Here is a 24922-nt window from a genome sequence, read left to right on the forward strand (position 1 = left end):
GATTGGCGAAGGCTCTAGTGTAAATCGGGCCGTACCGGACAAGCAACGCAACGCAGCGCAGCGCAGCGCCTTCAGACAGCCTTCATTCTCGAAGGATGCACCGGTGAAGCAACACCACCAGCGAGTTTTTACTGGTAATAGCCACCGACCGGTGGTGAGGCCAGCATGGTTTTCACTTCATCAATGCTTTCGCGTGGCACATGCTGAAGCGACTGATGATGGGCGTCGATGCTGTCCCAGACTTCGATGATCACCATGCGTGCCGGGATGGTCTGGTCCTGCAGCAACTGGCAGGACTGGCAACCGGACGAGGCGCGGATGGTCGGCAACAGGGCGGTCAGGAATTTCTTCAGCGCGTCGACCTTGTCGGCGAGCGCGCGGAATGTGTTGATACGTGTAATGCTCATCGTTTCCTCCCAGGGCAGGTTGCATTCAATGACGCAGCGATCTTGTTGTTGCTTGTTGTTGCTTGTTGTTGCTTGTCTTTGCTTGTCATGGCGGTTCCTGCGGCCATTATGAACCGAATCGCTCAACTTCTCATTTTTGCGGCGACAGCACCGTCGGCAAGGCTTTCGCCAGGGTGTCCGGATAGTCGAGGCTGTAATGCAGGCCGCGGCTTTCCTTGCGCGCCAATGCGCTATTGACGATCAGCGAGGCGACTTCGACCAGGTTGCGCAGCTCCAGCAGGTCGCGCGTGATGCGGAAGTTGGCATAGTACTCGTCGATCTCTTCACGCAGCAAACGGATACGGTGCTGCGCGCGCTCGAGACGCTTGTTGGTGCGCACGATGCTGACGTAATTCCACATGAAGCGGCGCAGCTCGTCCCAGTTGTGCGAGATCACGACTTCTTCATCGGCGTTGGTAACGCGGCTCTCGTCCCAGGCCGGCAAGGCGATCTCGGGCGCTGTGGCCTGCTGTTCAATGAATTGTGCGGCGGCGCGGCCGAGCACCAGGCATTCCAGCAACGAGTTGCTGGCCAGGCGGTTGGCGCCGTGCAGGCCGGTGTAGGCGGTTTCGCCGACGGCATACAGCCCAGGCAGGTCGGTACGGCCGGCCATGTCCGTGACCACGCCGCCGCAAGTGTAATGCGCCGCCGGCACGACCGGAATCGGTTGTTTGGTGATGTCGATGCCGAACTCCAGGCAGCGCGCCTGGATGGTCGGGAAATGTTCCTTGATGAACTCCGGCGGCTGGTGGCTGATGTCGAGGTCGACATGGTCTAGGCCGCGCTTCTTCATTTCAAAGTCGATGCTGCGCGCCACGATGTCGCGCGGCGCCAGTTCGGCGCGCGCGTCGTGTTCCGGCATGAAGCGCGTGCCGGCAGCGACGCCTGCCGAGGCAGGCAGCTTGAGCAGAGCGCCTTCCCCGCGCAGGGCCTCGCTGATCAGGAAAGACTTGGCGTACGGGTGGTACAGGCAAGTCGGATGGAACTGGATGAACTCCATGTTGGCCACGCGGCAGCCGGCGCGTGACGCCATCGCGATGCCGTCGCCGGTGGCGGAGTCCGGGTTCGATGTGTACAGGTAGACCTTGCCGGCGCCGCCGGTGGCCAGCACGGTATGGTCGGCGGCGATGGTGACGACCTTGCCTTGCTTGATGTCCTGCACGTAGACGCCGACGCAGCGTGGCGTGCCTTTGGCGGAGGGATCGAGCTTCTTCGTGGTGATGACGTCAATGGCGCAGTGATGTTCCAGCAAAGTGATGTTTGGATGTGAGCGCACACGTTGTTCCAGCGTTACCTGCACGGCATGGCCGGTGGCGTCGGCGGCGTGGATGATGCGGCGCTGGCTGTGGCCGCCTTCGCGGGTCAGGTGATAGCCCAGTTCGGCGCTGGCGTCGCGCGTGAAGGGCACGCCCTGTTCGATCAGCCATTCGATCGCTTCGCGGCCGTGCTCGACGATGAAGCGCGTGGACGCTTCGTCGCACAGGCCGGCGCCGGCGATCAGCGTGTCGTCGATATGCTGGTCATGGCTGTCGCCCGAGTCGAGCACCGCAGCGATGCCGCCCTGCGCCCAGTTGCTGGCGCCGTCGAGCAGTTCGCCCTTGGAAACTACGACCACGTTTTTCTTTTCGGCAAGGTGCAGGGCGACGGACAAACCGGCAAGTCCGCTGCCGATGATGGCGACATCGAATTTCATGAGGGCTGACGAAGATGTTGAAGGGAATGCACGATTATATCCGGCAATCGTGTGAGGCCAGGTCAGCGGGGAATACGAGGGGGAGAGGGTAAAACGAGTGTAACGAGGGAAGGCATGCATCGCTGCGCGGATAAGGCAGCGATGCGGTGCAGCTGAAACAGATCAGGAGGTCTTGACCGGCTTGACCTTGGCGGCGGCTTGCTTGGCGCGGATGCGGGCGTCGCTGACGTTGTCGGCGGCGGCCAGGGCCACGCCCATGCGGCGGCGTTCAAACGATTCCGGCTTGCCGAACAGGCGGATGTCGGCGCCCGGGATGCGCAGTGCGTCGGCCACGCCTTCGAAGGCGATCGCCTTGGCGTCATGCTGGCCGTAGATCACGGCGGACGCGCCCGGCGTGCGCAGCGCGACGTTGACCGGCAGGCCGAGGATGGCCTTGGCGTGCAATTCGAATTCGCTCTGGACTTGGGTGACCATGGTGACCATGCCGGTGTCATGCGGTCGCGGGCTGACTTCCGAGAACCAGACCATCTCGCCCTTGACGAACAGTTCGACGCCGAACAAGCCCAGGCCGCCGAGGTTTTCAGTGACCTTGCGGGCGATGTCGCGCGCCTTGTCGAGTGCGGCCGGATGCATGGGATGCGGTTGCCAGGATTCGACGTAATCACCCTTGACCTGCACGTGGCCGATCGGATCGCAGAAGCTGGTGACGGTGTCGCCGTTTTCGTTGAGCGAGCGCACGGTCAGCAGGGTGATTTCGTAGTCGAAATCGATGAAGCCTTCCACGATCACGCGACCGGAGTCGACGCGGCCGCCGGCAGCAGCGTAGTTCCAGGCTGCTTCCACTTCAGCGGCGCTGTCGATCTTCGACTGACCCTTGCCCGAAGACGACATGACCGGCTTGATCACGCACGGGAAACCGATTTGTTCGGTGGCGGCCTTCAGCTCTTCCAGGCTGTCGGCGAAACGGTAAGGCGAAGTCGCCAGGCCCAGCGTTTCACCGGCCAGGCGGCGGATGCCTTCGCGGTTCATGGTCAGCCAGGCGGCGCGGGCGGTCGGGATGACGCGCGCCTTGCCGGCTTTTTCCAGCTCGACCAGGGTCTCGGTGGCGATGGCTTCGATTTCAGGCACGACCAGGTCGGGTTGTTCCTGAGCGATCAGCGCGGCCAGCGCGGCGCCGTCGGTCATGTTGATGACATGTGAGCGGTGCGCGACCTGATGGCCTGGCGCATCGGCGTAACGGTCCACGGCAATCACTTCCACGCCCAGGCGCTGCAGGGCGATGATCACTTCTTTGCCGAGTTCGCCGGAACCGAGCAGCATGACTTTGGTGGCGGAAGGAGAAAGCGGGGTGCCGAGGCGAACGGGAGTCTTCATTGGATAAATGCAGAAAAGAAAGGATGGGAAAGTCGGGGAATCGCGCGACGATACCAAATCTTGGGGTTTTTGGACAGCCAAAGTTGGCGATTGAGAGGGCGATGTCGAATAGTCTGATATTGCATGTGTTTCCAATTTGTCAATTTTTTACGTTGATGCTTGATTGAGGTCGCTGCAGAAGAAATCTGAAAAATGACAGGTATCGCTTGCGGTCACGGCTAATGGGCGTTTGTTTCTGGTTCAATCGATGGCCTTGTCAGATGGATAAACGTTCTCCCTCAACAATGCATCTGATACGACGCGCATCGGCCAGCCAATCGTCACGCCTGATTTTTCAATTCCAGCTCTGAAAAACTTTACTAAATGGAAGGAATAAATACGGTGACTGAACTACAGCTGTATCTCGTTCTGGTCGGAATAATTTCGATTGCTTTTTCTATCGTTATTTCGAGAACAAAGTACATCCGATCCCAACCTCCGCACACAGCTGGACAAGAACTATTTCCCTGTGCATAGCCATAGGTTTGGGATGTTCTACGGCTTTACTGCGCTGGCTAAAAATCATTTGAGAGACAACCTGATATGAATCTCCGCGATAAAAATCAATGGTACGTAGCTGGTCTGACTATTCTGCCGATGTTGCTGGTCAATCCGCTGTTTGAATGGGGAGGGCTTCCCGGTCCGTTCTTCGGTCCGGCCGAGGGAAGTGGCTTCGGCAGAATTTTCATATTTATTACCTCAAGTTGGGGAATCCGAGATGCTCTGAACGGCATGCTTGAAATCAGCGTTGGAAAGCTGTTTCCCGCTTTGATTTATAAATCGCCACCCGTTGAGATGTGACATGAGTATGAACACCCTGCCAAAGAAAAAAGAACTTCTGGAAAGCCAGCGTTGGTTCCAGCTCATCGTTGCGCTGGCCGGCTATAGCGTGGCTGCCGCAATGGGTTATCTGGTGTCCCGGCATCTTGATTCATCTACAGAACCAATCGGGGTCATGCTCGTGCTGCTGTCGACATGGGCTGGTTTGGGATTGTGTCGCTTGTTGACGATGTTCGTTCCGTTGTTGCTGGTGAAGCTGTGGCCTTGGCTGGATGAATGACGGATCGTAAGCGATATTGATAAATTCTTGGGAGTTGAAAGTATGAATACAGGACTTGTAGCATGACAGGGCGTGAAGCCGGCGCAGTGGGTTGCAGTGTGAAACGTTTATCTAAAATATTTTTTATGGGAATCGTCTTGAGCATCCAAGGAATGGTAGGTGCAGCAGCGGAGGACGAGTGGCGAGTGACAAGCCAGGCAGATCTGCAGTTCATGCATGAAACCATAGCGATTGCGCACCCCGGTGTCTTAGACAAGCAGGACGTTACTTTTCAGAACTGGTTTCGCGATGGATATGAAGAGGCGCGACTTCTGCTTTCCCAAGCCAGGACGAAGAGGCAAGCGGAAGCGGCATTGCAGTATTACGCAGCGGGTTACGAGGATGGCCATCCGGGTGTATGGCGGTCTCATAAAGAAAAAACGAAGAAAAGCGACTGGGCCGGCTGGATCATGCAAAAGAGAGGCGCGGACTTTGTTGTGACAGAGCGATCGGAAAACTGGCCAGCTGCTGTGCCTTTTGTTGGCACGAAAGTCATTAGTTGCGACGGTGTACCCGTCGAGGACTACATCAGGAAGACCATCGCTCCTTTTACTGATCGTCGTGATCTCGATGCGTCGTGGCAGCGTAATGCGATCAAGGTAACGTTGGATTCATCGGCCGAATCTCCCGTTTGGAGCGAGACGAGAGCGCGTGAATGCTTGATTGAACTCGACAATGGCCGTCGTCGCTCTTTTCCTCTTTATTGGCAACCATATGATGAAAGCAAGATCCAGACTGAGCGACGATATACGCGCAGATATTATTCTCAAGAAATGCATTCACTAGGTGACGACATCTATTGGATTCAGGCATCTGATTTTCAATTGAACGAAGCGAGCAACCGCCTGCTGGAAGAGATGTTGTCACATATTCGTCAGCTCCATCATGCGAAGCTGGTTGTGTTGGATACACGTGGTAACAATGGCGGCAGCAGTTTTGTGGGTTATCGCATACTTAAAGCGTTGTTGAAGCACGGCATGCCGGAGGACAACAATAACGCTCACGCGGATTTTCGGGTTTCCGATTTGGCGATTGATTATTTCGGTAAGGTGTTGGCCGAAATTCCCAAGAGTCACGGTGAATCGCGTGCCGAATATATTTTTGTAAAAGAGCAGCGTGACGGCCTAGTATCGGCAAGAAAAATGGGGAAGGAATGGTTTCGCCAAACAGAATTCAATGAGGCGGAAATTTCTGAGGAAGGGCCAGCATTCGGAGGCAGATTGGTGCTTTTGACAGATAACGGGTGCGGTAGCGCATGCCTGGACTTTGCCGATATGGTGTTTCAGGTTCCCGGAGTAATGCATATGGGGCTACCTACGAGCGGCGATACGAATTATATGGAAGTCATGCCGTTGCGAACACCGAGCGGGCTGAACATGTGGTTGCCTCTCAAAGTTTGGCGCAATCGCCCTCGCGGTAGCAATCAGTTTTATGCACCTCAATATCTCTTTGACGGCGATATTCACGATACGCCTGCCGTTCAGGAGTGGGTTCTGAAAACTATAGGGGGGGATGAATCGAGGTCGACAAATGGAAAATGAAAAGATCAAGCAAGGTGGCGGGAAGCTCGGCGAAAGAATGAAATGGAAAAATTGACATGTCAGATAACGGCCTGCCTCGCGCATATATTGCTAGCCTCGGGAGAAGAGAAAACCCGCAATTTTCAACATTGGAAAAGCGTACCGGAAAAAACAACCCCGTTCGGCCGGATCAATTCGTCCGCATCTTTGAAGCCTGTGTTGACGGCGCTGTTTATTCTCTGACATACGTACCGCCGGGTTCTGACTATTCTTCTTCTCAGGAAAACGAATGCCAGTTACAAGTGAACGTACGATCTGATGCGTTTCCGGGTAATGGCTCAGAAGTGATGAGTGGCGATCCGGTTGCTGCAGTAATCAAACTCAAGGATGGATGTCTACCGCAATTGGAACATTGGGCTGAGCAGCTTGCCCTGATGACTCTGGAAGCCAAAGAATCGATTCGGCGTGAGCGCGTGATATGTGAGACTTGGTTTTCTTTTACGCTTGGAACATCAATCTATCTGTTTGCGTATATGCAGCCTTGTCATTTTCTTCCCGAGCCGGAAAACGGATCGCTCCCGCTTGAGATCGACGCGATCCACGGAAAATTTAAACAGACCTGGGACAAGACCATCAAGATCCCGGTGCGTCTGCTAGCGTAAGCCCGTCTATCTTGCATTCCGCTCAAGACCAGTTCGAAATTTCCATCCTCAACATCCCCCCACTCAAACTCTTCCCATGCGCATCCAGCGCCAGCGAGCGTGTCACGCCGCCGCCCAGTGCGTGCTGCATGACGAAGTTGAGTGCGCCCAGGTGCGGCAGCGTGTAACGGACCACCTCGCCTTGCACGACGCCGGCGAAATGTGCCTTGACGCGTTCCGGGGTCAGGTGTTTTTCCAGCAGCGCGTAGTCCTTGAGGTCGTAGGCGATGACGGAGATGTTGGATATGTCGCCCTTGTCGCCGGCGCGCGAATGCGCGATGTCTCGCAGCAGCATCTCAGTTCTCCTCGAAATGGATAGCCGGCGCGACCAGTTCGCGCGGCAGCAGCATCGACAACACGGCGATGACTTCGCGCGCCGATTTGGTGGCGCCGCCCCCGCCGGCCGGGCCGCAGGTATAGAGCGTTTCGACTTCATTGCCGATGCGTACGGCTTCGCGCAGGCTGGCGGTTCTGCCGGTGACGCGGGCGCGCACTTCGTAGGGTTCGTTGGCGGCGGAAGAGAGTTGCGCGCCGTGGATGGCGTTGACGCCTATGAGGTCGTAGCGCACTTCATCGATTTGCACGCCGGTGATGGCGAATCGCTCTCGGACAATGTCCAGCGCCAGCTGGCCGCGTGCTTGGGCGCCGGGGCCGGCGTAGGAGATCTGGCCTTCGCCGACGTAGCTGTCGAGGTAGCCGAGCGTGGTCTTTAGCGTGGCGGGACGTGCGCGGCCGTTGCCGCCGCTGATGGCGACGCGGTCGGGGCCGGTTTCGGTGATGATGACTTGCGAGAAATCGGCGATCACGTCGGGCGTGAAGTAGCTGCGCGGATCGTGGATTTCGTACAGCAGTTGTTCCTTGCAGGTGGCGGCGGTGACCTGTCCGCCGGAGCCTGCGACCTTGGTGATGACGGCGCTGCCGTCGGCGGCAACTTCGGCGATGGGGAAACCGAGACGTGCGAGATCCTTGACGTCCTTCTTGCCGGGATCGGCGAAGTAACCGCCGGTAACCTGGCCCGCGCATTCTAGCAGATGGCCGACCAGCGTGCCCTGGCCGAGTGTTTTCCAGTCGTCGGCAGCCCAGCCGAATTCATGGATCAGCGGGCCCAGCACCAAGGCCGGATCGGCGATACGCCCGGTGATGACGACATCGGCGCCGGCCTTGAGTGCGTCGACAATCGGCTGCGCGCCGAGGTAGGCGTTGGCGGAGATCAGCTTGTCGCCCAGGGATTTGACGGGCAGGCCGTTGTCTTCGATGCGGTAGTCGCCGTCGAGCAACACATCCAGCACGTCGTCGCCGGTGATGGCGGCGATCTTCAGGTGGGGCAGGCCGAGTGCGAGGGCGATTTCGCGCGTCTTCTTCGCTGCCGCGAGCGGATTGGCGGCGCCCATGTTGGTGACGATCTTGACGCCTTTGTCGGCGCACAGTTTCAGCACGGCCTGCATGCGCTCGGCCAGCAGCGGGTCGTAGCCTTTTTGCGGATCGGCACGGCGCGCTTGTTGGCCGATGGCGATGGTGCGTTCGGCCAGGCATTCGAAGATCAGATAATCGAGTTCGCCTTTTTCGGCGAGTTCGACGGCAGGTTCGATGCGGTCGCCGGAATAGCCGGCGCCTGCGCCTATGCGGATAGTTTTCATATCAGGCCTTTACAGCAGCGGGAACAATCCGAGCAGCACGCAAGCGATCGTCATGACCACCGAGGCGCCGAACAGGAAAGGAATCGTGTACTTCTGATGATCAGCCAGCTCGATGCCGGCCAGGCCGCACACCAGGAAGGTCGCCGGCGTCAGCGGACTGACCGGGAAGCCGGTGGTCATCTGACCCAGCAGCGCGGCCTGCGCCACCTGGATCGACGGCACGCCCAGCAGATGGCTGACTTCAGCGATTACCGGCAGCACGCCGAAGTAGAACGAGTCGGGATCGAACAGCAGGCTCAGCGGCATCGACAGCAGGCCGAGCACGACCGGGATGTGCGACGCCATGGATGGCGGCACGAAGCCGACCGCCATCTTGGCCATGGCCGTGAGCATGCCGGACTTGGTCATGATGCCGGTGAACACGCCGGCGGCGAACAGGATACTGGCCATCAGCAGCGCCGCCTTGGCGTGGGCATCGATGCGGGCGCGTTGCATGGCGACGTCGGGATAGTTGACCATCAGCGCCAGCACCACGCCGATCATGAACATCACGACCGGATCGACTTTGCCGCTGATCATCACGCCCAGCACGAAGACGGTCAGCACGATGTTGATCCAGAAATTGCGCGGGCGGCGGATCTTCTTTTCTTCTTCGGTCAGCACGTGCTGCTGCACCACGCCGGCGGCGGCGCCGCTGCTCAGGCCGAGTCGTTTTTCTTCTTTCAGGCCGAGCAGGTAGGAGGCGATGAAGACGAACGCCAGCCCGACCAGCTGTACCGGGATCAGCGGGGTGAAGATATCGCTCACGGGAATGTGCAGTGCAGCGGAGGCGCGGATCATCGGGCCGGTCCACGGCAGGAAGTTGACGCCGGCCGCCATCGAGGCCACGCAGGCCAGGATGCGTTTGTCGATGCCCAGGCGCGTGTACAGCGGCAGCATGGCCGGGATGGTGATCAGGAAGGTCACCGCACCCGAGCCGTCCAGATGGATCAGCAGCGCCAGCAGGGCGGTGCCGGGCACGATGCGGCTGGGGCGGCTGCCGACGGTGCGCAGGATGCGGGTGATGATGGGGTCGAGCATGCCGGCGTCGGTGACGATGCCGAAGAACAGGATGGCGAACACGAACATGCCGGCCACCGGCGCAATCGAGGTGACTCCGGAGACGATGAACTTCGACGTCTGCATGCCGAAGCCGCCGATCAGTGCGGCGGCGATCGGGATGGCGATCAGCGCCACCAGCGGCGACATCTTCTTGGTGAGGATGGCCGTGAAGAGCAAAACGATCGTGATAAAGCCGAGCAGGGCAAGCATGCGTGTCTCCGGTGTTTTTGTTGGAGGAATACCGTCGCCGGTTTCCATTGATTCTTGTTGGTGGGGCGAGTGTAGGCGGCGGGCAATTTTGTTGTAAAGTTCATTTTTCCGATTGATTAATCGGTTTCATGAATGAATCGATATGCAAACGAATATCTCCACCAGGCTGCTGCAGGGCTTCCTTGCGCTCAACGACTGCCGGCACTTCGGCCACGCGGCAGAGCGCTGCCACGTGTCGCAGTCGGCGTTCAGCGTGATGATCCAGAAACTCGAAGCCGCTGCCGGCGCGAAGTTGTTCGAACGCGATACGCGCAACGTCACGCTGACGCCGGAGGGCGAATTGTTCGTCGAAGTGGCGCGCCAGCTGATGGCCGATATCGATGCAGCGTTCTCCAACATGAGCGACTACGTTGCGCGCCGCAAGGGCAAGGTCTCCATCGCCGCCTTGCCGTCGCTGGCGGCGGGCTGGCTGCCGCCGGTGATCGCGGCGTACCGCATCCAATATCCGGGGGTGACGGTGGAGCTGTTCGACGCGCTTTCAGATCATTGCCTGAATTACCTGCGCCAGGGCAAGGCTGATATTGCGCTGACCGCCCCGGGACCGAACCTGATGGAGTTCGATACCCAACCGCTGTGCGAGGATCCGTTTTACCTGGTGTGCCGGCGTGACCACAAGCTGGCGAAAAAGCGCGTGATCCGGATTCCGCAACTGGCAGGCTGTGAATTGATCCATCTGGCGCGCTCGACCAGCGTGCGCCAGCACCTCGATGCGCTGCTGCAGCCGGTCGGCGTGGTCAATACGGGACTGGAGGTGGAGCATCTGGCGACGGTCGCCGGACTGATCGAAAGCGGGCTGGGCGTGAGCCTGGTGCCGGAGCTGACGCTGTTCCAGTTCCGTCATCCGAACCTGGTGGCGATTCCCTTGAATGCGCCCGATCTGGTGCGGCCGCTGCTGATCGTCAAGGCCAAGGAACGCAGCCTGTCGATTGCCGCGCAAGGCTTGCTGGAACTGATACAAGAAAAAAGCCGGTCAGGATTTGCACCCTGACCGGCTCGACGTACTCTCTCACTTGTATTTCCAGACTTCTGCAAGCGAGGGAGCCGTCCGGCTTCCCCCTCTTGATGCTTTTAGTACTCTTCGGCGTTGATGTTGTTGTCTTTCGACTCTTTGACGAAGAGCAGACCGATGACGAAAGTCGCCAGCGCGATCACGATCGGATACCACAGACCGTAGTAGATGTCGCCCTTGTACGCCACCAGCGCGAAGGCCGTGGTAGGCAGCAGGCCGCCGAACCAGCCGTTACCGATGTGGTAAGGCATGGACATCGAGGTGTAGCGGATGCGGGTCGGGAACATTTCCACCAGTGCGGCAGCGACCGGACCGTAGACCATGGTCACGTAGAGCACCAGGATGAACAGCAGCAGCAGAACCATCGGCTTGTTCATCTGATCAGGATCGGCCTTGGTCGGGTAACCGGCTGCCTTGATGTCGTCAGCCAGTTCCTTGGAGAATGCCTTGTCCTTCGCTGCAGCATCTTCCTTGGACAGACCTGAGGCGTCATACGAAGTGAGGACCTTGTCGCCGATCTTGATGGTAGCGACGGAGCCCGGGGCGCCAACCACGTTTTCGTAGTTCACCGAAGCGGCGGACAGCTTGGCCTTGGCGATGTCGCAAGACGAAGTGAACTTCTTGGTGCCGGTCGGGTTGAACTGGAATTGGCAGGTTGCAGGATCGGCTGTGACGATCACAGGCGCTTTTTTCAGGGCTGCTTCCAGCGCTGGATTGGCGTAGTGGGTCAGGCCTTGGAAGATCGGGAAGTAGGTCAGTGCAGCGATCAGGCAGCCGCCGAGGATGATGGGTTTGCGGCCGATCTTGTCGGACAGCGAACCGAACACCAGGAAGAACGGTGTTGCCAGCAGCAGCGCCAGCGCGATCAGGATGTTGGCCAGGGGACCGTCGACCTTCAGCGTTTGCGTCAGGAAGAACAGCGAGTAGAACTGACCTGCGTACCAGACCACGGCTTGGCCGGCTGTCATACCGATCAGCGCCAGGATGACCAGCTTCAGGTTCTTCCACTTGCCGAATGCTTCGGTCAGCGGGGCCTTCGACAGCTTGCCTTCGGATTTCATCTTCAGGAAGGCCGGCGACTCATTCATCGACAGGCGGATCCAGACGGAAATGCCCAGCAGGATGATCGAGACCAGGAACGGAATGCGCCATCCCCAATCGGCAAATGCAGCTTCGCCGACGGCGGTGCGCACGCCCAGGATCACCAGCAGCGACAGGAACAGACCCAGCGTCGCTGTGGTTTGAATCCATGCAGTGAACGAACCGCGTTTGCCTTCCGGCGCGTGCTCGGCGACATAAGTCGCTGCGCCGCCGTACTCGCCACCCAATGCCAGACCTTGCAGAATGCGCAGGATGATCAGGATGATCGGCGCAGCAATGCCGATGGAGTTGTAATTCGGCAGGATGCCGACGATGAAGGTGGATGCACCCATGATCAGGATGGTCACCAAGAAGGTGTATTTGCGTCCGACCAGGTCGCCCAGGCGGCCGAACACCAGCGCGCCGAACGGACGCACGATGAAGCCCGCCGCAAATGCCAGCAGCGCGAAAATGAAAGCGGTGTTTGGATCCGTACCGGCGAAGAATTGCTTGGCGATGATCGCCGCCAGCGAGCCGTACAGATAGAAGTCGTACCATTCGAACACGGTGCCCAGCGAAGAGGCAAAAATAACTTTGCGCTCTTCGGGCGTAATGGTATGCGCAGTGGAAGCTGTCGCCATGCTTGTCTCCTAGATTTATTGATGTAATTGGATGTACAAACGGGCGACCGGGACGACGCAAACTGCGCAGGCGCCATTTGTGCACGGATGGAGTGTGCGACGCGAACCTTACGCAGGACTTGCTTGAAACTTACATAAGCTTACAGAGAATTTTCCGCATTGCAGCGTAGACGGCAATGACGATCAGGCTGCCTGCTGTTGCAGGAAAACCGGTACTTTGGCGGCAGGCAGGCGGTTGATCGCCGCCAGCAGGGTGGGGTCGACGCGTACGCATTTGTGGTGGCCGCGCAGGCGCTCGCTCAGGTGCAGCAGCAATTCGGCGGAGACCTCGGCGTCGGCTTCCGCTCTGTGGGCGTTGCCGCTGAAGCGGATGCCGAGGCTGTCGGCCAGGCTCGACAGGCGGTAGCTGGACAAGCCAGGCAGCAGCCGGCGCGACAGCAGCAGCGAGCAGACCAGCTCGGAATAACCGGCCTGCAAATCAAGGCGTTCTGCCTCGGCCGTGAGGAATTTGGCGTCGAAACTGGCGTTGTGCGCTGCAAGAGCGTCGCTGCCGATGAAACGCAACAATTCCGGCAATACGCGTTCCACCGACGGCGCGGAGTCGACCATGTCTTGCGTGATGCCGGTCAGTACGGTGATTTCGTAAGGCACCTCGGCGCCGCAATTGATGAGCGACACGAAACGCTCGACCACGCGGCCGTCGACGATACGCAGCGCGGCGACTTCAGTGATGCGGGCGCCTTGCGCAGGGCTCAGGCCGGTGGTTTCGAAGTCCAGCATCACGACAGGTTGATTGATCACGGCAACGGCAATTCAAAAAGGAACGAAGGACGAATTTTAATACGGCACGGGATTTACCTCTGAAATCACCGGCAGCATCACGGGCGACCTTCGCTTATCATTACGGCTTTGCTTATTTTGCCGGGAGACTCGCCATGCTGAAACACATCGTCATGTGGAAACTGAAAGACCAGGCCGAAGGCGGCGACAAGGCGACCAACGCGCGCAAGATGAAAGAGCTGCTGGACGGCTGCAAGGATCTGGTGCCGGGCATGCTGAAGTTCGAGGCGGCGCTGGCGCAACCGGGGCTGGAAGCGACTTATGACGTGGTGCTGTATTCCGAATTCGAATCGAAAGCGGTACTGGACGCCTACCAGGATCATCCCGATCACATCGCCATCAAGCCTTTCCTCGGCGCGATTCGCGAAAGCCGCCAGTGCATGGATTACGAAGTCTGAGCGCGCACAAGACCGTTACCAATTCCGATACCGACATGAGTCATTCATTATCCGAAGTATTCACCAACGGCAATCCTTACCTGGAAAGCCTGGGCGTCGAAGTGCTGCAGTACGGCGACGGCAAGGCCAGCATGGCGTTGCTGCTGCGCCCTGAATTCATGAACAGCTGGCTGGTCGCGCAAGGCGGTATCTCGATGACGCTGATGGACGTCGCGATGGGGCTGGCGGCGCGTACAGCGATTCCGGACGCCAAGTCGTCCGCCACGGTCGACATGAGCACCAGCTTCCTGCTGCCGGCGGGAAAGGCAGGCGAAACCATCGTCGCCAAGGGCGTCGCCTACCATCGCTCGACCACCATGTGCTTTTGCGAAGCCGAGCTGTGGAACGGCGACAAGCTGGTCGCCAAGGCCATGGGCACCTTCAAGGCGATCAAGCGTCTCGACATCGCCAAGAAGCTGACGGACGAGTCGTGACCCGATATTGACATCACACCAAAAACAGAGATTCCGAACATGAGCTACAACATCAAGATCGCCGCATGGGACGTGCTGCGCGAAGACGCCGCAGTGATTCGCAATGAAGTCTTCGTCGTTGAACAAAACGTGCCGGCCGAGCTGGAAATGGACGAGATGGACGCCGTGTGCGTGCACGCCGTCGCCTATGATGCCGCCGGCGTGCCGGTGGCGACCGGCCGCCTGCTGCCGGACGGCCACATCGGCCGCATGGCGGTGCGCAAGAGCGGCCGCGGCAAAGGCATTGGCGGCAGCGTGCTGCAGGCGCTGATGGCGGCGGCGCGTGCGCGCGGCGACCGCGAGGTGGTGCTGAATGCGCAAACCCATGCAGCTTCCTTCTACGGCAGCCACGGTTTCGCCCAGGAGGGCGCCGAATTCATGGAAGCCGGTATCCCCCACATCCACATGCGCGCTGCATTGAGCTGATTCCGCCGTCGGGCAGAGCAGGGTGGGGGCGGTTCTCGTCCTCACCGTATTCCTTTCACTCCGTTTGCTTTTGTATCCGACAGGGCTGTTGCGCCGGACAATGGTGCAACGTTGTCAAAAAGGAATAAATTGTATTTTGTTGTGGTTTCCCACAATATCTAGAGGTATGCCGGTCGGGCATACTTGCGCCCGCAGCGACTCATGCCGTGTTACGCACCTTGCAATGTCGACTGCAGACAGTTTCCTAGATTTCATAATAAACGGAGAACCGCAATGGCCGCCAAAACGCCGCTTTACAGATCCCTCTACTTCCAGGTGTTGGTGGCAATCGCCATCGGCGTGCTGCTGGGCCACTTCTATCCTCAGTCGGGCGAGGCGATGAAGCCGTTCGGTGACGGTTTCATCAAGCTGATCAAGATGATCATCGCGCCGGTGATTTTCTGTACCGTCGTGCTCGGCATCGCCGGGATGGAAGACATGAAGAAGGTCGGCAAGACCGGCGGCCTGGCGCTGCTGTACTTTGAAGTGGTCAGCACTCTGGCGCTGATCGTCGGTCTGATCCTGGTCAACGTGCTGCAACCCGGCGCGGGCATGAACATCGATGCGAGCACGATCGACACCAAGAGCATCGCCGCCTACACTGCTCCGGGCAAGATGACCAGCACGACAGACTTCGTGATGAACATCATCCCGACCAGCATGTTCGATGCGTTCGCCAAGGGCGACGTGTTGCAGGTGCTGCTGATTTCGGTGCTGTTCGGTTTCGCGCTGCATAAGTTCGGCGGCCGCGGCACGCTGGTGTTCGATTTCATCGAAAAAATCTCGCACGTCCTGTTCTCGGTCGTCGGCACCATCATGAAGGCAGCTCCGATCGGCGCGTTCGGCGCAATGGCGTTCACCATCGGCAAGTACGGCGTCGGTTCGCTGCTGTCGCTGGGCAAGCTGATGGGCACGTTCTACCTGACCTGCCTGTTCTTCATCTTCGTCATTCTCGGCATCATTACGCGACTGCACGGCTTCAGCGTGTGGAAGTTTGTCAAGTACATCAAGGAAGAACTGCTGATCGTGCTGGGCACCTCGTCGTCCGAATCGGTCTTGCCGCGCATGCTGGCCAAGATGGAAAACCTGGGCGCCAAGAAGACCGTGGTCGGCCTGGTGATTCCAACCGGTTATTCGTTCAACCTGGACGGCACTGCGATTTACCTGACCATGGCGGCCGTGTTCATCGCCCAGGCGACCAATACGCCGATGACGCTGACGCAGGAACTGACCTTGCTGGCGGTGCTGCTGCTGACTTCCAAGGGCGCGGCGGGTATTACTGGCAGCGGCTTCATCGTGCTGGCGGCGACGCTGTCGGCGGTCGGCCATGTGCCGGTCGCAGGCCTGGCGCTGATCCTCGGCATCGACCGCTTCATGTCGGAAGCACGTGCACTGACCAACACCATCGGTAACGGCGTGGCGACCATCGTCGTGGCGAAATGGAGCAACGAACTCGATGAGAAGCGCCTGCATGCGCAGCTCAACAACGAGACGTCGGAAGAGGCCAACGAGCCGGAAGCGGTCCTGGATCGCACCGAAGCCAAGATCCATCATTGATGTTGTTGTCGCCCGCTGATGCGGGCGGTGCAAAAAAAGGCGGCGAGACTGGATGGTCTCGCCGCCTTTTTTATTGCCACCGGCCGCACAAAAGAAAAGACCCATAACGAATGGGGGCACGTTACGGGTCCGGGTCTCCTCGCAGCCTCTTGAGGACTGGATTTATTTATACCTATTGTGTTCCGTTTGACGTGATTAGTCATTCTGCAGTGCAGCATGGTTTTTAGGGGAGGAAGCGATGGAATGCGGGTTTGCGCGCAGCTGGACTAAAACGGCAAACAGAAAAAGCGAAAAAAAAGCCCGCGACCTGACGGTGCGGGCTTAAATCCAATTCTTTAAGGAGGAAATTGGAGGAGACAGGTGTAACTTTAATGCTCCGCACAAAAACCATCTACTTTATTTCTCAAATATCAGATATGCGTTTTGGTGATAATGCCTGCTTATTTTAACCGGAGTCCGCCTCAGCTGGGACTTTCAGGACGCTCGATTTCCGGTTTCAGCCTGAGTTTGCACGGTGATTTTTTCTGTTGCGGCTCGGTTGCGGGCGGCGACTGGCAGGACGTGACCGGATCCGAGACGTGTTCACTCAGGACCGGTTCGCCGACGATGGGCACGCGCACGACCGTGGAGGCGCGGGTGCCGTAGTCGGGCGAGCAGATGAAGATGGACGAGAGAATGCGTTCCCATTCCTGGCTCACGCCGGTGTTCGGCAGCCGGCAGTCATTGGCGCGCGTGCTGTCGCTGAGCAGTTCGAAAAAGGTTTCTTCCGGCGCGCCCTGACACAGCAGGCTGGCGAATTGCGCCTTGGCACGCGTGAGCTTGGGCCAGGGCGTGTCGAGCATGGCGTTGGACAGGCCGTAGACGCCATAGCCGAGCGGTTTGCCGTTGCGCGGGTCTTCGTCGCCCTTGTTGGAGTACCACAGCAGGGTTTCGCGATCGCCGACGACCAGGTTGAAACCGTTGTATTGGCCGGCATCGGCGCGGATATGCTCGATGTATTGTTCCGGAGTGAGCGCACCCGACAGGTAATCGGACACCAGTTTGCCGCGCGAGGGCGCATCCGGACGTTTCTCAGTCGGCGCGCGTACGTTGGTCAGTGCGGCAAAGCGGCCATGGCGCGTCACGCCAAGCCAGGTGCCGCCGGCTTGCAGGTCGCGGCCGGCGTAGATGTCGGGATGGTCTTCCCACCAGCCGGCGGCGCTGGCCGGGCGATTGTAGAACTCGTCGCGGTTGGCAGCCGCAATCAGCGGCATGCCGGGGATGACTTTCCACGCAAAAATGATCAGGCACATGGTGAAAAATCCAGGAAATATTCGGTATGACGCGGCCCGTCGATCAGTGCCGGCAAGCCGGAGCTGTTGATCGCTTCCTCGACGATGGTTTCAAAGCCGTCCGGGGTATCGAGGTAGACCTCCATCCAGGTATGCAAACCGTCCTTGTCCTGCGGCCGGCGCTTCAGTTCGGTGGCGACGTGGTGCTGCTGAGACAGGCGCGCCTGCAGCGCCACCGCCTGTTGTTCAAGCTGGTCCGATTTGCCGACAGGCACGCGGTAATAAATATAAAGATCCATCGACGGGGCTCCGGTCGCTAGTGTCGCTGGGCGCGCTTACTGCGGGTCCGTCAACTCGTACGGCAGCGTCTGCAACTGCAACGCAGGACCGTCGACGCTGCCCAGATGGATGCTGCCCGATTCAGCGGCAGCCAGCTTGATTTCCACCAGGCATGCCGAATTGCCGTTGCCGGCCGGCTCGGCGTTGACCACCATGCCGCAAGGCTGGCCCGGATCTTCGCTGGAGAACACTTCGGCGCCGGCGGCGACTTGCCCGGCGGCGACCAGCGCGAGCACGCTGCGGCGTTTCAGTTTGCCGAGGTATTGGCTGCGCGCGACGATTTCCTGTCCGGGATAGCAGCCTTTCTTGAAATTGACGCCGCCGATCAGCTCAAAATTGATCATCTGCGGCACGAACTGCTCCTGCGTCGGTTGAGTAATCGTCGGGACGCCCGCGTAGATGTCGCTCAGGCGCCAGGCTTGGGCACCGGCCGCCGTGAGTTTTTGGGTCAGCACCGGCCAGGCGGCGAGTGCCTGTTCTTCAGACGTGATCCACTGAAAACGCGGCGCACCGCGGCTGTCGGCTACGCGCAGCAGGGTGCCGTGTTCGTTGTCGGTTTTACCATAAGCTTGCGCCGGCAATTGTGGAAACCATTGCAGCAGGGCGGTCGCGGCAGCATTCCCCGCCAGACCCAGCGCCACACGCTGTTCGCTGATGTCAGCCAGCTTGGCCTTGGCCCGAAGCACGAACATCTGCAGGCGCTTCTGGATCGCCGGCTGCAGCGTGCGCGGCAGTTGCAGCACGATCTGGTTTGCATCTTTCCACATCAGGAAGGTCGCCAGCAGGCGGCCCTTGGGCGTGCAGTAGCCGGCCAGGCGGACGCTGGCGAGGTCGAGCTTTTCGACGTCGTTGGTGATCTGGTTATGCAGGAAGGATGCGGCATCGTCGCCGGTCAGCGAGATCAGGCCGAGATCGGCGAGCGGGGCGACGAAATTGTCCGGCAGCGCGGTGTCGCCGTCCGCATGGAGATGCGAGCCTTGTTGTTCCAGGAAGGTAGTCCACGCGGAGCGTGCCGGAGTCGGATCGGTCATAAATTAGGTTACTGGGCTAACAGCGATTATCATTGATGCCTCGATTATAGTGGCGCTGGAAAAAGCGCGTCGGATTGCGCCGATTTTGCCTCGACAATGAAAAAAATATTCAATACCCTCGTCCTGCTGTGTGTCCTGGCTGCCTGCGGAGCCGCCTATTGGCTGAGCCAGCCGATCATCGAAGAAGGCCAGAAACCGGTCGAATTCACCATCACCCCGGGCGCCGGCATCAACGGCGCCGCCCAGCAGATCGCCGATGCCGGCGCACCGGTCAATCCGGTGCTGTTCGCCTTGCTGGCGCGCGGCAGCGGCAAAGGCAACCGCATCAAGGCCGGCAGTTACGAGCTGAAACCGGGCGCCACGCCACTGCGACTGCTTGAGCAACTGGTGCGCGGCGAGTTCGCGCAAGAGTCGCTGACCATCATCGAGGGCTGGAATTTCCGCCAGATGCGCCAGGCCATCGCCGACCACAAGGGACTTAAGCACGACACTGCGGCGCTGTCCAATGCCGAATTGCTGGCCAGGCTGACCACTGAATTCGCTGTGCCGGAAGGCTTGTTCTTCCCCGACACCTACCTGTTCGCCAAAGGCGCCAGCGACATGCAGATTTATCGCCAGGCGTTCACGCTGATGAGCAAGCGCCTCAACGAAGCCTGGAGCAAACGCGACCTTTCCTTGCCGTACAAGACGCCTTACGACGCCCTGATCATGGCCTCCATCGTCGAGAAGGAAACCGGCCAGAAGTCGGAGCGCGGCATGGTTGCCGGGGTTTTCGTCAACCGCCTCAAGACCGGCATGCTGCTGCAGACCGACCCGACCGTGATTTACGGCATGGGCGAGCGCTACCAGGGCGTGATCCGCAAAAGCGACCTGCTGACCGACACGCCGTACAATACCTATACCCGCAAAGGCATGCCGCCGACGCCGATTGCGCTGCCCGGCGCGGCATCGTTGGCGGCCGCCATGAATCCGGACAAGACCGAAGCCTTGTACTTCGTGGCGCGCGGCGACGGCACCAGTCATTTTTCCAGCAACCTGAGCGAACATAACCAGGCGGTCAACAAGTATCAGCGTTGACCGTCCATCACGATCATCACCACCATCACGACCTCCATGGCATCTGGCAAATTCATTACTTTCGAAGGCATCGACGGCGCCGGCAAGTCGACCCACATCGCCGTTGTCGCCGACTTGCTGCGCTCACGCGGCCTGACGGTGGTGACCACACGCGAACCGGGCGGCACCGAACTGGGCGAGAGCCTTCGCGCGATGGTGCTGCATCAGAAGATGCACCTGGAAACCGAGGCGCTGCTGATGTTCGCGGGTCGTCGTGAACATCTGGCACAGGTTATCGAACCGGCGCTGGCGCGCGGCGACTGGGTGATTTCCGATCGCTTCACCGACGCCACTTTCGCCTACCAGGGTGGCGGCCGCCACCTGTCGCTCGACAAGCTCAATGCGCTTGAGCAATGGGTGCATCCGCATCTGCAGCCGGACCTCACACTGTTGTTCGACGTGCCGCTGGAAGTGGCGCGCGCGCGCCTCGATGCCGAACGCACGCTGGACAAGTTCGAGCAGGAGAAGGCCGATTTCTTCGCCGCCACGCGCGCCGAATACCTGCGCCGCGCGGCGCAATTCCCACAGCGTTTCCGCGTCATCGATTCGACCCGCGCCATCGCCGATATCCAGCAGGAAATCGCGCAGCTGCTGGACGCGGTCTGATACTCCTACCCATGACTGAACACGCATGAGCAACACCGTTTTTCCCTGGCTTGAAGACAGCTGGCTGCAACTGCAGCAGCTGCGCGCGCGCCTGCCGCACGCGATCCTGTTCTACGGACCCGAAGGCATAGGCAAGACCGATTTCGTCGAATCGTTTGCCCAATCGCTGCTGTGCGAAGACGTGCAGCCCGATGGCCACGCCTGCGGCGCCTGCGCCTCGTGCGGCTGGTTCTCGCAATACAACCATCCCGACTACCGTCGTGTGCGTCCGGAAGTCCTCGACGGCGAAGATGGCGGCGATGAGGGCGACGGCGAAGAAAAGAAAACCGCCAAGGCCAGCAAGACGCCGTCAAAAGAAATCAAGATCGACCAGATCCGCGCGCTGGCCGACTTCATGAACGTCTCCACGCATCGCTCCGGCATGCGCGTGGTGGTGCTGTATCCGGCGGAAGCGCTGAACACGCCCGCCGCCAACTCGTTGCTGAAAACGCTGGAAGAGCCGCCGCCGAACACCATGTTCCTGCTGGTGTCGAACCGGCTCGATCGCTTGCTGCCGACCATCCTGTCGCGTTGCCGTAAATTCGCACTGGCCTTGCCGTCGCACGACGCCGGTCTGGCCTGGCTCAAGCAGCAGAATGTGAAAGACGCCGATGTCTGGCTGTCGGAGCAGGGTGGGGCCCCGCTGGCGGCATTGAACGCTTCACAGGGCGACGGTCGCGAGGTCATGGATGAATTCCTGCGCTCGTTGTGCCATCCCGGCATTGATGTCGCGCTGAAGACCGCCGAACGCCTGCAAAAAACGCCGGTGGCCGAGCTGGTCGGCTGGCAGCAGCGCTGGCTGTACGATCTGTTCGCGCTGAAGTCGGGCGGACCGATTCGCTACTATCCGCGCTACAGCAAGGAGCTCGGCGCATTGAGCGGGCGCATCGACGCCGTCACCATCGCCACCGCGCTCAAGGCCGCCAACGACCGCCGCGCGATTGCAGATCATCCTTTGTCGGCGCGGCTGTTTATCGAAGAAATGCTGATCGAGTATTCTTCGCTGTTTACCTGAACCGGGCGGAGGCGCTCCGCGCGGACGCCTCCGCCACCTCCACCATACCAGTTACCATCAGTTGAAATCTGTCATGAGCACTGCATACACCCACCGCCTGGCGCGTCCGCAAGACCTGGACGCCATCGTCGCCATCTACAACAGCACCGTTGCGTCGCGCCAGGTTACCGCCGACACCGAACCAGTTTCGGTCGCCTCGCGCCAGGCATGGTTCGACGAGCACACCGCCGACAAACGCCCGCTGTGGGTTGCCGAGCGCGACGGCGAGATCATCGGCTGGCTGTCGTATTCCAATTTCTACGGCCGTCCGGCCTATGCCGGCACCGCCGAACTGTCTGTCTACCTGCACGAAAAGGCGCGCGGCCAGGGGCTTGGCCGTTACTTCCTCGAGCAGGCGATTGCCTTTGCGCCGTCAATCAAGGTGCATACGCTGCTGGGTTTCGTGTTCGGCCATAACGAGCCGAGCCTGAAGCTGTTCGAGGCATTCGCCTTCGAGCGCTGGGCCAACATGCCGCGCGTGGCGACGCTCGATGGTGTGGAGCGGGATTTGGTGATTCTGGGGAAGCGGGTCGCTTGATTCATCTGCGTTGAGATCGCCGGAAGTTGTTTTGGTCCGGGAATGGAAAAGGGAAGCCGAGGCTTCCCTTTTTGTTTGACACCGATTGTTGCAATCAGAAATCGATCGAGGCCGAGGTGATGAAGGTGCGGGGTGCGTTTTGCACCAGATAGCCGAGAGCAGAAGATCCGCCCGCTGATTCCCAGTAGCTGCGGTTTGCCAGGTTCTGGATGCCGCCACGAAGGGTTACAGCCTTGCCGCCGATGTCGGTCACGTAGCGTGCACCCACATCCAGGCGGGTCCATGCAGGAATCCCTTGGGTGTTGGCTGAATCGACATATTGTTTGGACGTGTAGATCACGCGACCGCTGACCGCCAGACCTTGTACGCCCGGGATATCCCAGTCGGCACCGACGTTAGCCATAGTTTTTGCAGAGCCGATGGCATTCTTGCCGTCATAGGTGCCATTTTGGGTACGCTTTTGCTTGGCATCCAGCAGGGTCAGGCCGGCGAGCAAATGCAAACCGCGAACTGGTTCACCGAAGGCGCCGATTTCCACGCCTTGGTTTTCCTGTTTGCCGCTGGTGGTGTAGGTCGGGTTGGCGGTAGGACCAACCGTGATGACGTTTGGCTTCTCGATACTGAATAACGCCACAGTCAGACCGATCTTTCCTGCATCATATTTGACGCCAACTTCTTTTTGCTTCGATTTGTACGGTGCCAGCAGGGCGCCAAAGTTGGTGGCGGTTGTATCCGACACCTTCGTGCCCGGTTGCAGACCTTCAATGTAATTGCCGTACAACGACACTTCCTTGGTCAATTTGAAGACAATGCCGGCAACCGGTGTGACGGTACCGTTATTGTAATAATTGTTTTGCAGATGGGTGTTGTAGTCGTAACCGATCGTTTTGAGGCGCTGATAGCGTCCTCCCAGCGTCAGTTGCAGACGCTCGTCCAGGACCGACAGCGTATCAGCCAACGCGATGCTGGACAGTTGCGTCTTGGTCGTGGTTTCCGGGCTGGCGAGACTACCTCCGAAGAAGTTGAGTGCCGGTTGTGCCGAGCTGCTTGGCGAATACAGATTGCCGGTGGTCGCTACGTTCGTCGACATCGCATAGGCATTGCGCGAATCCTGCCAATAGCTGGAGGCGGATGCGCTTACCGAGTGTTTTACGCCGCCGGTGGCAAACTTGCCGCGGATACCGACTTCGCCGGTCCAGACATAGTCTTCACGCGAATTGTCGAAGCGGTTGGAGGTAAAGTTGCCATTGGTGGCGTTGACGTTCGGCGTGGCCAGACTGTTGTTCTCCGTGCCCTGGCGCATTCCCAGCGCGAACCACGACGTTACATCTTGCGCCAGATCCCATTCGCCGCGCACGGTGCCGAACAGATCTCGTTCGTTCGAGTAAAACCATTTCTGACCATAGTTCGAGGAAGCGCTTGGCACCGACGGCACATAACCGGCCGGGGCGGTCGCAATGCGCACGCTGGGACGGGTAGCGGTCAGGTTGTACTCCTGCAAACCGAGATCGGCCGACAGGCGGAAGCTGTTGTCCCGGTAATCGACGCCGATGGTCGCCATGTTCAGTTCGCGGTTTTCATTGTCGATGGCGGTGCCGCCGGCGCGGCGCACAGCATTGAGGCGCAGACCCAGACGGTCGTCCGGACCAAAGCGGCGACCAATGTCGGCGGCGACATAAGTCTGGCCACCCGATTCGACGCCTGCGGTAACTTGTGTGGTCGGCTCGGACGACGCCCGCTTGGGCAACAGGTTGATCGTGCCGCCAATGGCGTTGCCGCCAGGCGTGGCGCCATTGAGGAAGGCGCTGGCGCCACGGAACACTTCCACGCGCTCGAGCATTTCAGCCGCTACATATTGGCGCGGCAGCAGGCCGTACAAACCGTTATAAGCCAGATCGTCCGAGTTGGTGATGAACCCCCGGATCATGTACGACTCCTGATAGTTGCCGTAGCCGCGCGTGACGCGGATGGTCGGATCATTGAGTAGCACGTCGCCGACGCCTTTGGCTTGCTGGTCTTTGATCAGTTGTTCGGTATAGGCGATGCTGTTGAAAGGGGTTTCCAGAAAATCCTTGTTGCCCAAAAAACCCACGCGCCCGCCGCGCGCCACCTGGCCTCCGGCATAAGCTTCCGGCAGGCCGCTTGCCGATGCGTCGGCGGAGGCGTTGACCGTAATCGACGGCAGCGCCTGGTCCGGTTTGGCGGCATCGGTTTGCGCCGGTGCAGTTTGTGCGCCGGCCGGCAGCGAACAGGTCAGCGGAGCGATGAAGGCGAGCGCTAGTGCGGCGGCGACAGGGGTGCGGCGATATTGCATGGGTTCCTCTGGATGACGGTCACCTACCGGTCAAGCTACTGAGCGGTATTGACTTGGGCAAATAAATGGGTGGCGAGCAAGGGATTGTATAATTATAGATGTTAATCGTTATCGTTTGCATTCTCATTTTAATGTCATCGCATAATTGTTGTAATTTTTTATCTACTATCTCCGCATCCGCGGGTAAGTTCAGGCTTGCCGGACATGTATCTTGAAGACCTTCCATGATGGA

Annotated in this window: 25 protein-coding genes; 13 read left to right on the forward strand and 12 right to left on the reverse strand. The window is 59.3% G+C overall.

Annotated elements, in window-relative coordinates:
* Nucleotides 1-128: 128 nt before the first annotated feature.
* The 3 genes from ACIROY_RS01330 to purT form a co-directional block, all read right to left on the reverse strand.
* Entirely contained in the window at nt 129-407 is a 279-nt protein-coding gene (locus ACIROY_RS01330) for a putative quinol monooxygenase (protein WP_402339055.1), read from the reverse strand.
* 130 nt (nt 408-537) lie between these two features.
* Entirely contained in the window at nt 538-2139 is a 1602-nt protein-coding gene (gene nadB / locus ACIROY_RS01335) for an L-aspartate oxidase (protein ID WP_402339057.1), read from the reverse strand.
* 162 nt (nt 2140-2301) lie between these two features.
* Nucleotides 2302-3513 (reverse strand): formate-dependent phosphoribosylglycinamide formyltransferase, encoded by a 1212-nt coding sequence (gene purT, locus ACIROY_RS01340; protein ID WP_402271881.1) that lies wholly within the window; start codon nt 3511-3513, stop codon nt 2302-2304.
* 582 nt (nt 3514-4095) lie between these two features.
* Between purT and ACIROY_RS01345 the strand changes: the two genes are divergently transcribed.
* The 4 genes from ACIROY_RS01345 to ACIROY_RS01360 all read left to right on the forward strand — a co-directional run bounded on the left by ACIROY_RS01345 (nt 4096) and on the right by ACIROY_RS01360 (nt 6833).
* The gene (locus tag ACIROY_RS01345; RefSeq protein ID WP_402339059.1) at nt 4096-4353 is read left to right on the forward strand and encodes a hypothetical protein; all 258 of its coding nucleotides are present in this window, start codon (nt 4096-4098) and stop codon (nt 4351-4353) included.
* A gap of 1 nt (nt 4354) precedes the next feature.
* Complete coding sequence (locus tag ACIROY_RS01350; protein ID WP_402339061.1) at nt 4355-4612, forward strand: hypothetical protein; 258 nt, start codon at nt 4355-4357, stop codon at nt 4610-4612.
* Between the two features lie 62 nt (nt 4613-4674).
* Entirely contained in the window at nt 4675-6192 is a 1518-nt protein-coding gene (locus ACIROY_RS01355) for a S41 family peptidase (protein ID WP_402339063.1), read from the forward strand.
* A gap of 56 nt (nt 6193-6248) precedes the next feature.
* Nucleotides 6249-6833, forward strand: a complete 585-nt coding sequence (locus ACIROY_RS01360) for a DUF6176 family protein (protein WP_402339064.1) — start codon at nt 6249-6251, stop codon at nt 6831-6833.
* 22 nt (nt 6834-6855) lie between these two features.
* Here the strand turns inward: ACIROY_RS01360 and ACIROY_RS01365 are convergent, their stop codons facing one another.
* The 3 genes from ACIROY_RS01365 to ACIROY_RS01375 are packed head-to-tail and all read right to left on the reverse strand — an operon-like array spanning nt 6856 to nt 9820.
* Nucleotides 6856-7167 (reverse strand): hypothetical protein, encoded by a 312-nt coding sequence (locus ACIROY_RS01365; RefSeq protein WP_402339066.1) that lies wholly within the window; start codon nt 7165-7167, stop codon nt 6856-6858.
* A gap of 1 nt (nt 7168) precedes the next feature.
* Complete coding sequence (locus ACIROY_RS01370; RefSeq protein ID WP_402339068.1) at nt 7169-8509, reverse strand: acyclic terpene utilization AtuA family protein; 1341 nt, start codon at nt 8507-8509, stop codon at nt 7169-7171.
* Nucleotides 8510-8518: 9 nt separating this feature from the next.
* Nucleotides 8519-9820: a CitMHS family transporter gene (locus ACIROY_RS01375; protein WP_402271873.1), complete on the reverse strand. Its 1302-nt coding sequence runs from the start codon at nt 9818-9820 to the stop codon at nt 8519-8521.
* A 142-nt stretch (nt 9821-9962) separates the two neighbouring features.
* Here ACIROY_RS01375 and ACIROY_RS01380 point away from each other — a divergent pair, with 142 nt between their 5' ends.
* Nucleotides 9963-10868: a LysR substrate-binding domain-containing protein gene (locus ACIROY_RS01380; protein WP_402271871.1), complete on the forward strand. Its 906-nt coding sequence runs from the start codon at nt 9963-9965 to the stop codon at nt 10866-10868.
* An 80-nt stretch (nt 10869-10948) separates the two neighbouring features.
* Here the strand turns inward: ACIROY_RS01380 and ACIROY_RS01385 are convergent, their stop codons facing one another.
* Together ACIROY_RS01385 and ACIROY_RS01390 are read right to left on the reverse strand one after the other, a co-directional pair.
* Nucleotides 10949-12610, reverse strand: a complete 1662-nt coding sequence (locus tag ACIROY_RS01385; protein ID WP_402271869.1) for an MFS transporter — start codon at nt 12608-12610, stop codon at nt 10949-10951.
* A gap of 183 nt (nt 12611-12793) precedes the next feature.
* Entirely contained in the window at nt 12794-13411 is a 618-nt protein-coding gene (locus ACIROY_RS01390; RefSeq protein ID WP_402339070.1) for a PolC-type DNA polymerase III, read from the reverse strand.
* A gap of 134 nt (nt 13412-13545) precedes the next feature.
* Between ACIROY_RS01390 and ACIROY_RS01395 the strand changes: the two genes are divergently transcribed.
* The 4 genes from ACIROY_RS01395 to ACIROY_RS01410 all read left to right on the forward strand — a co-directional run bounded on the left by ACIROY_RS01395 (nt 13546) and on the right by ACIROY_RS01410 (nt 16382).
* Nucleotides 13546-13848: a Dabb family protein gene (locus ACIROY_RS01395; RefSeq protein WP_402339072.1), complete on the forward strand. Its 303-nt coding sequence runs from the start codon at nt 13546-13548 to the stop codon at nt 13846-13848.
* Nucleotides 13849-13883: 35 nt separating this feature from the next.
* The gene (locus ACIROY_RS01400) at nt 13884-14321 is read left to right on the forward strand and encodes a PaaI family thioesterase (RefSeq protein WP_402339074.1); all 438 of its coding nucleotides are present in this window, start codon (nt 13884-13886) and stop codon (nt 14319-14321) included.
* A 39-nt stretch (nt 14322-14360) separates the two neighbouring features.
* A complete protein-coding gene (locus tag ACIROY_RS01405) occupies nt 14361-14786 on the forward strand; it encodes a GNAT family N-acetyltransferase (protein ID WP_402339076.1) in 426 nt (141 codons plus the stop codon).
* A 273-nt stretch (nt 14787-15059) separates the two neighbouring features.
* A complete protein-coding gene (locus ACIROY_RS01410; RefSeq protein ID WP_402339078.1) occupies nt 15060-16382 on the forward strand; it encodes a dicarboxylate/amino acid:cation symporter in 1323 nt (440 codons plus the stop codon).
* A 461-nt stretch (nt 16383-16843) separates the two neighbouring features.
* Here the strand turns inward: ACIROY_RS01410 and ACIROY_RS01415 are convergent, their stop codons facing one another.
* The 3 genes from ACIROY_RS01415 to ACIROY_RS01425 are packed head-to-tail and all read right to left on the reverse strand — an operon-like array spanning nt 16844 to nt 19023.
* Entirely contained in the window at nt 16844-17674 is an 831-nt protein-coding gene (locus ACIROY_RS01415) for an NRDE family protein (RefSeq protein ID WP_402339080.1), read from the reverse strand.
* Complete coding sequence (locus tag ACIROY_RS01420) at nt 17665-17952, reverse strand: DUF4936 family protein (RefSeq protein ID WP_402339082.1); 288 nt, start codon at nt 17950-17952, stop codon at nt 17665-17667. The genes ACIROY_RS01415 and ACIROY_RS01420 overlap by 10 nt, the downstream gene beginning before the upstream one ends.
* A 36-nt stretch (nt 17953-17988) precedes the next feature.
* A complete protein-coding gene (locus tag ACIROY_RS01425) occupies nt 17989-19023 on the reverse strand; it encodes a YgfZ/GcvT domain-containing protein (protein ID WP_402339083.1) in 1035 nt (344 codons plus the stop codon).
* 96 nt (nt 19024-19119) lie between these two features.
* Here ACIROY_RS01425 and mltG point away from each other — a divergent pair, with 96 nt between their 5' ends.
* The 4 genes from mltG (at nt 19120) to ACIROY_RS01445 (ending at nt 22376) form a co-directional block, all read left to right on the forward strand.
* The gene (gene mltG / locus ACIROY_RS01430) at nt 19120-20100 is read left to right on the forward strand and encodes an endolytic transglycosylase MltG (RefSeq protein WP_402339085.1); all 981 of its coding nucleotides are present in this window, start codon (nt 19120-19122) and stop codon (nt 20098-20100) included.
* A 36-nt stretch (nt 20101-20136) separates the two neighbouring features.
* On the forward strand, nt 20137-20745 hold the full coding sequence (tmk, locus tag ACIROY_RS01435) for a dTMP kinase (protein ID WP_402339086.1): 609 nt from the start codon (nt 20137-20139) through the stop codon (nt 20743-20745).
* Nucleotides 20746-20770: 25 nt separating this feature from the next.
* Nucleotides 20771-21799: a DNA polymerase III subunit delta' gene (locus tag ACIROY_RS01440; RefSeq protein ID WP_402339088.1), complete on the forward strand. Its 1029-nt coding sequence runs from the start codon at nt 20771-20773 to the stop codon at nt 21797-21799.
* A gap of 73 nt (nt 21800-21872) precedes the next feature.
* Nucleotides 21873-22376, forward strand: a complete 504-nt coding sequence (locus ACIROY_RS01445) for a GNAT family N-acetyltransferase (RefSeq protein WP_116432579.1) — start codon at nt 21873-21875, stop codon at nt 22374-22376.
* A 94-nt stretch (nt 22377-22470) separates the two neighbouring features.
* Here the strand turns inward: ACIROY_RS01445 and ACIROY_RS01450 are convergent, their stop codons facing one another.
* Entirely contained in the window at nt 22471-24690 is a 2220-nt protein-coding gene (locus tag ACIROY_RS01450) for a TonB-dependent receptor (protein ID WP_402339090.1), read from the reverse strand.
* Between the last annotated feature and the right edge of the window lie 232 nt (nt 24691-24922).

It is taken from the genome of Herbaspirillum sp. NPDC101396, from assembly GCF_044767365.1.
GTDB lineage: Bacteria > Pseudomonadota > Gammaproteobacteria > Burkholderiales > Burkholderiaceae_D > Herbaspirillum.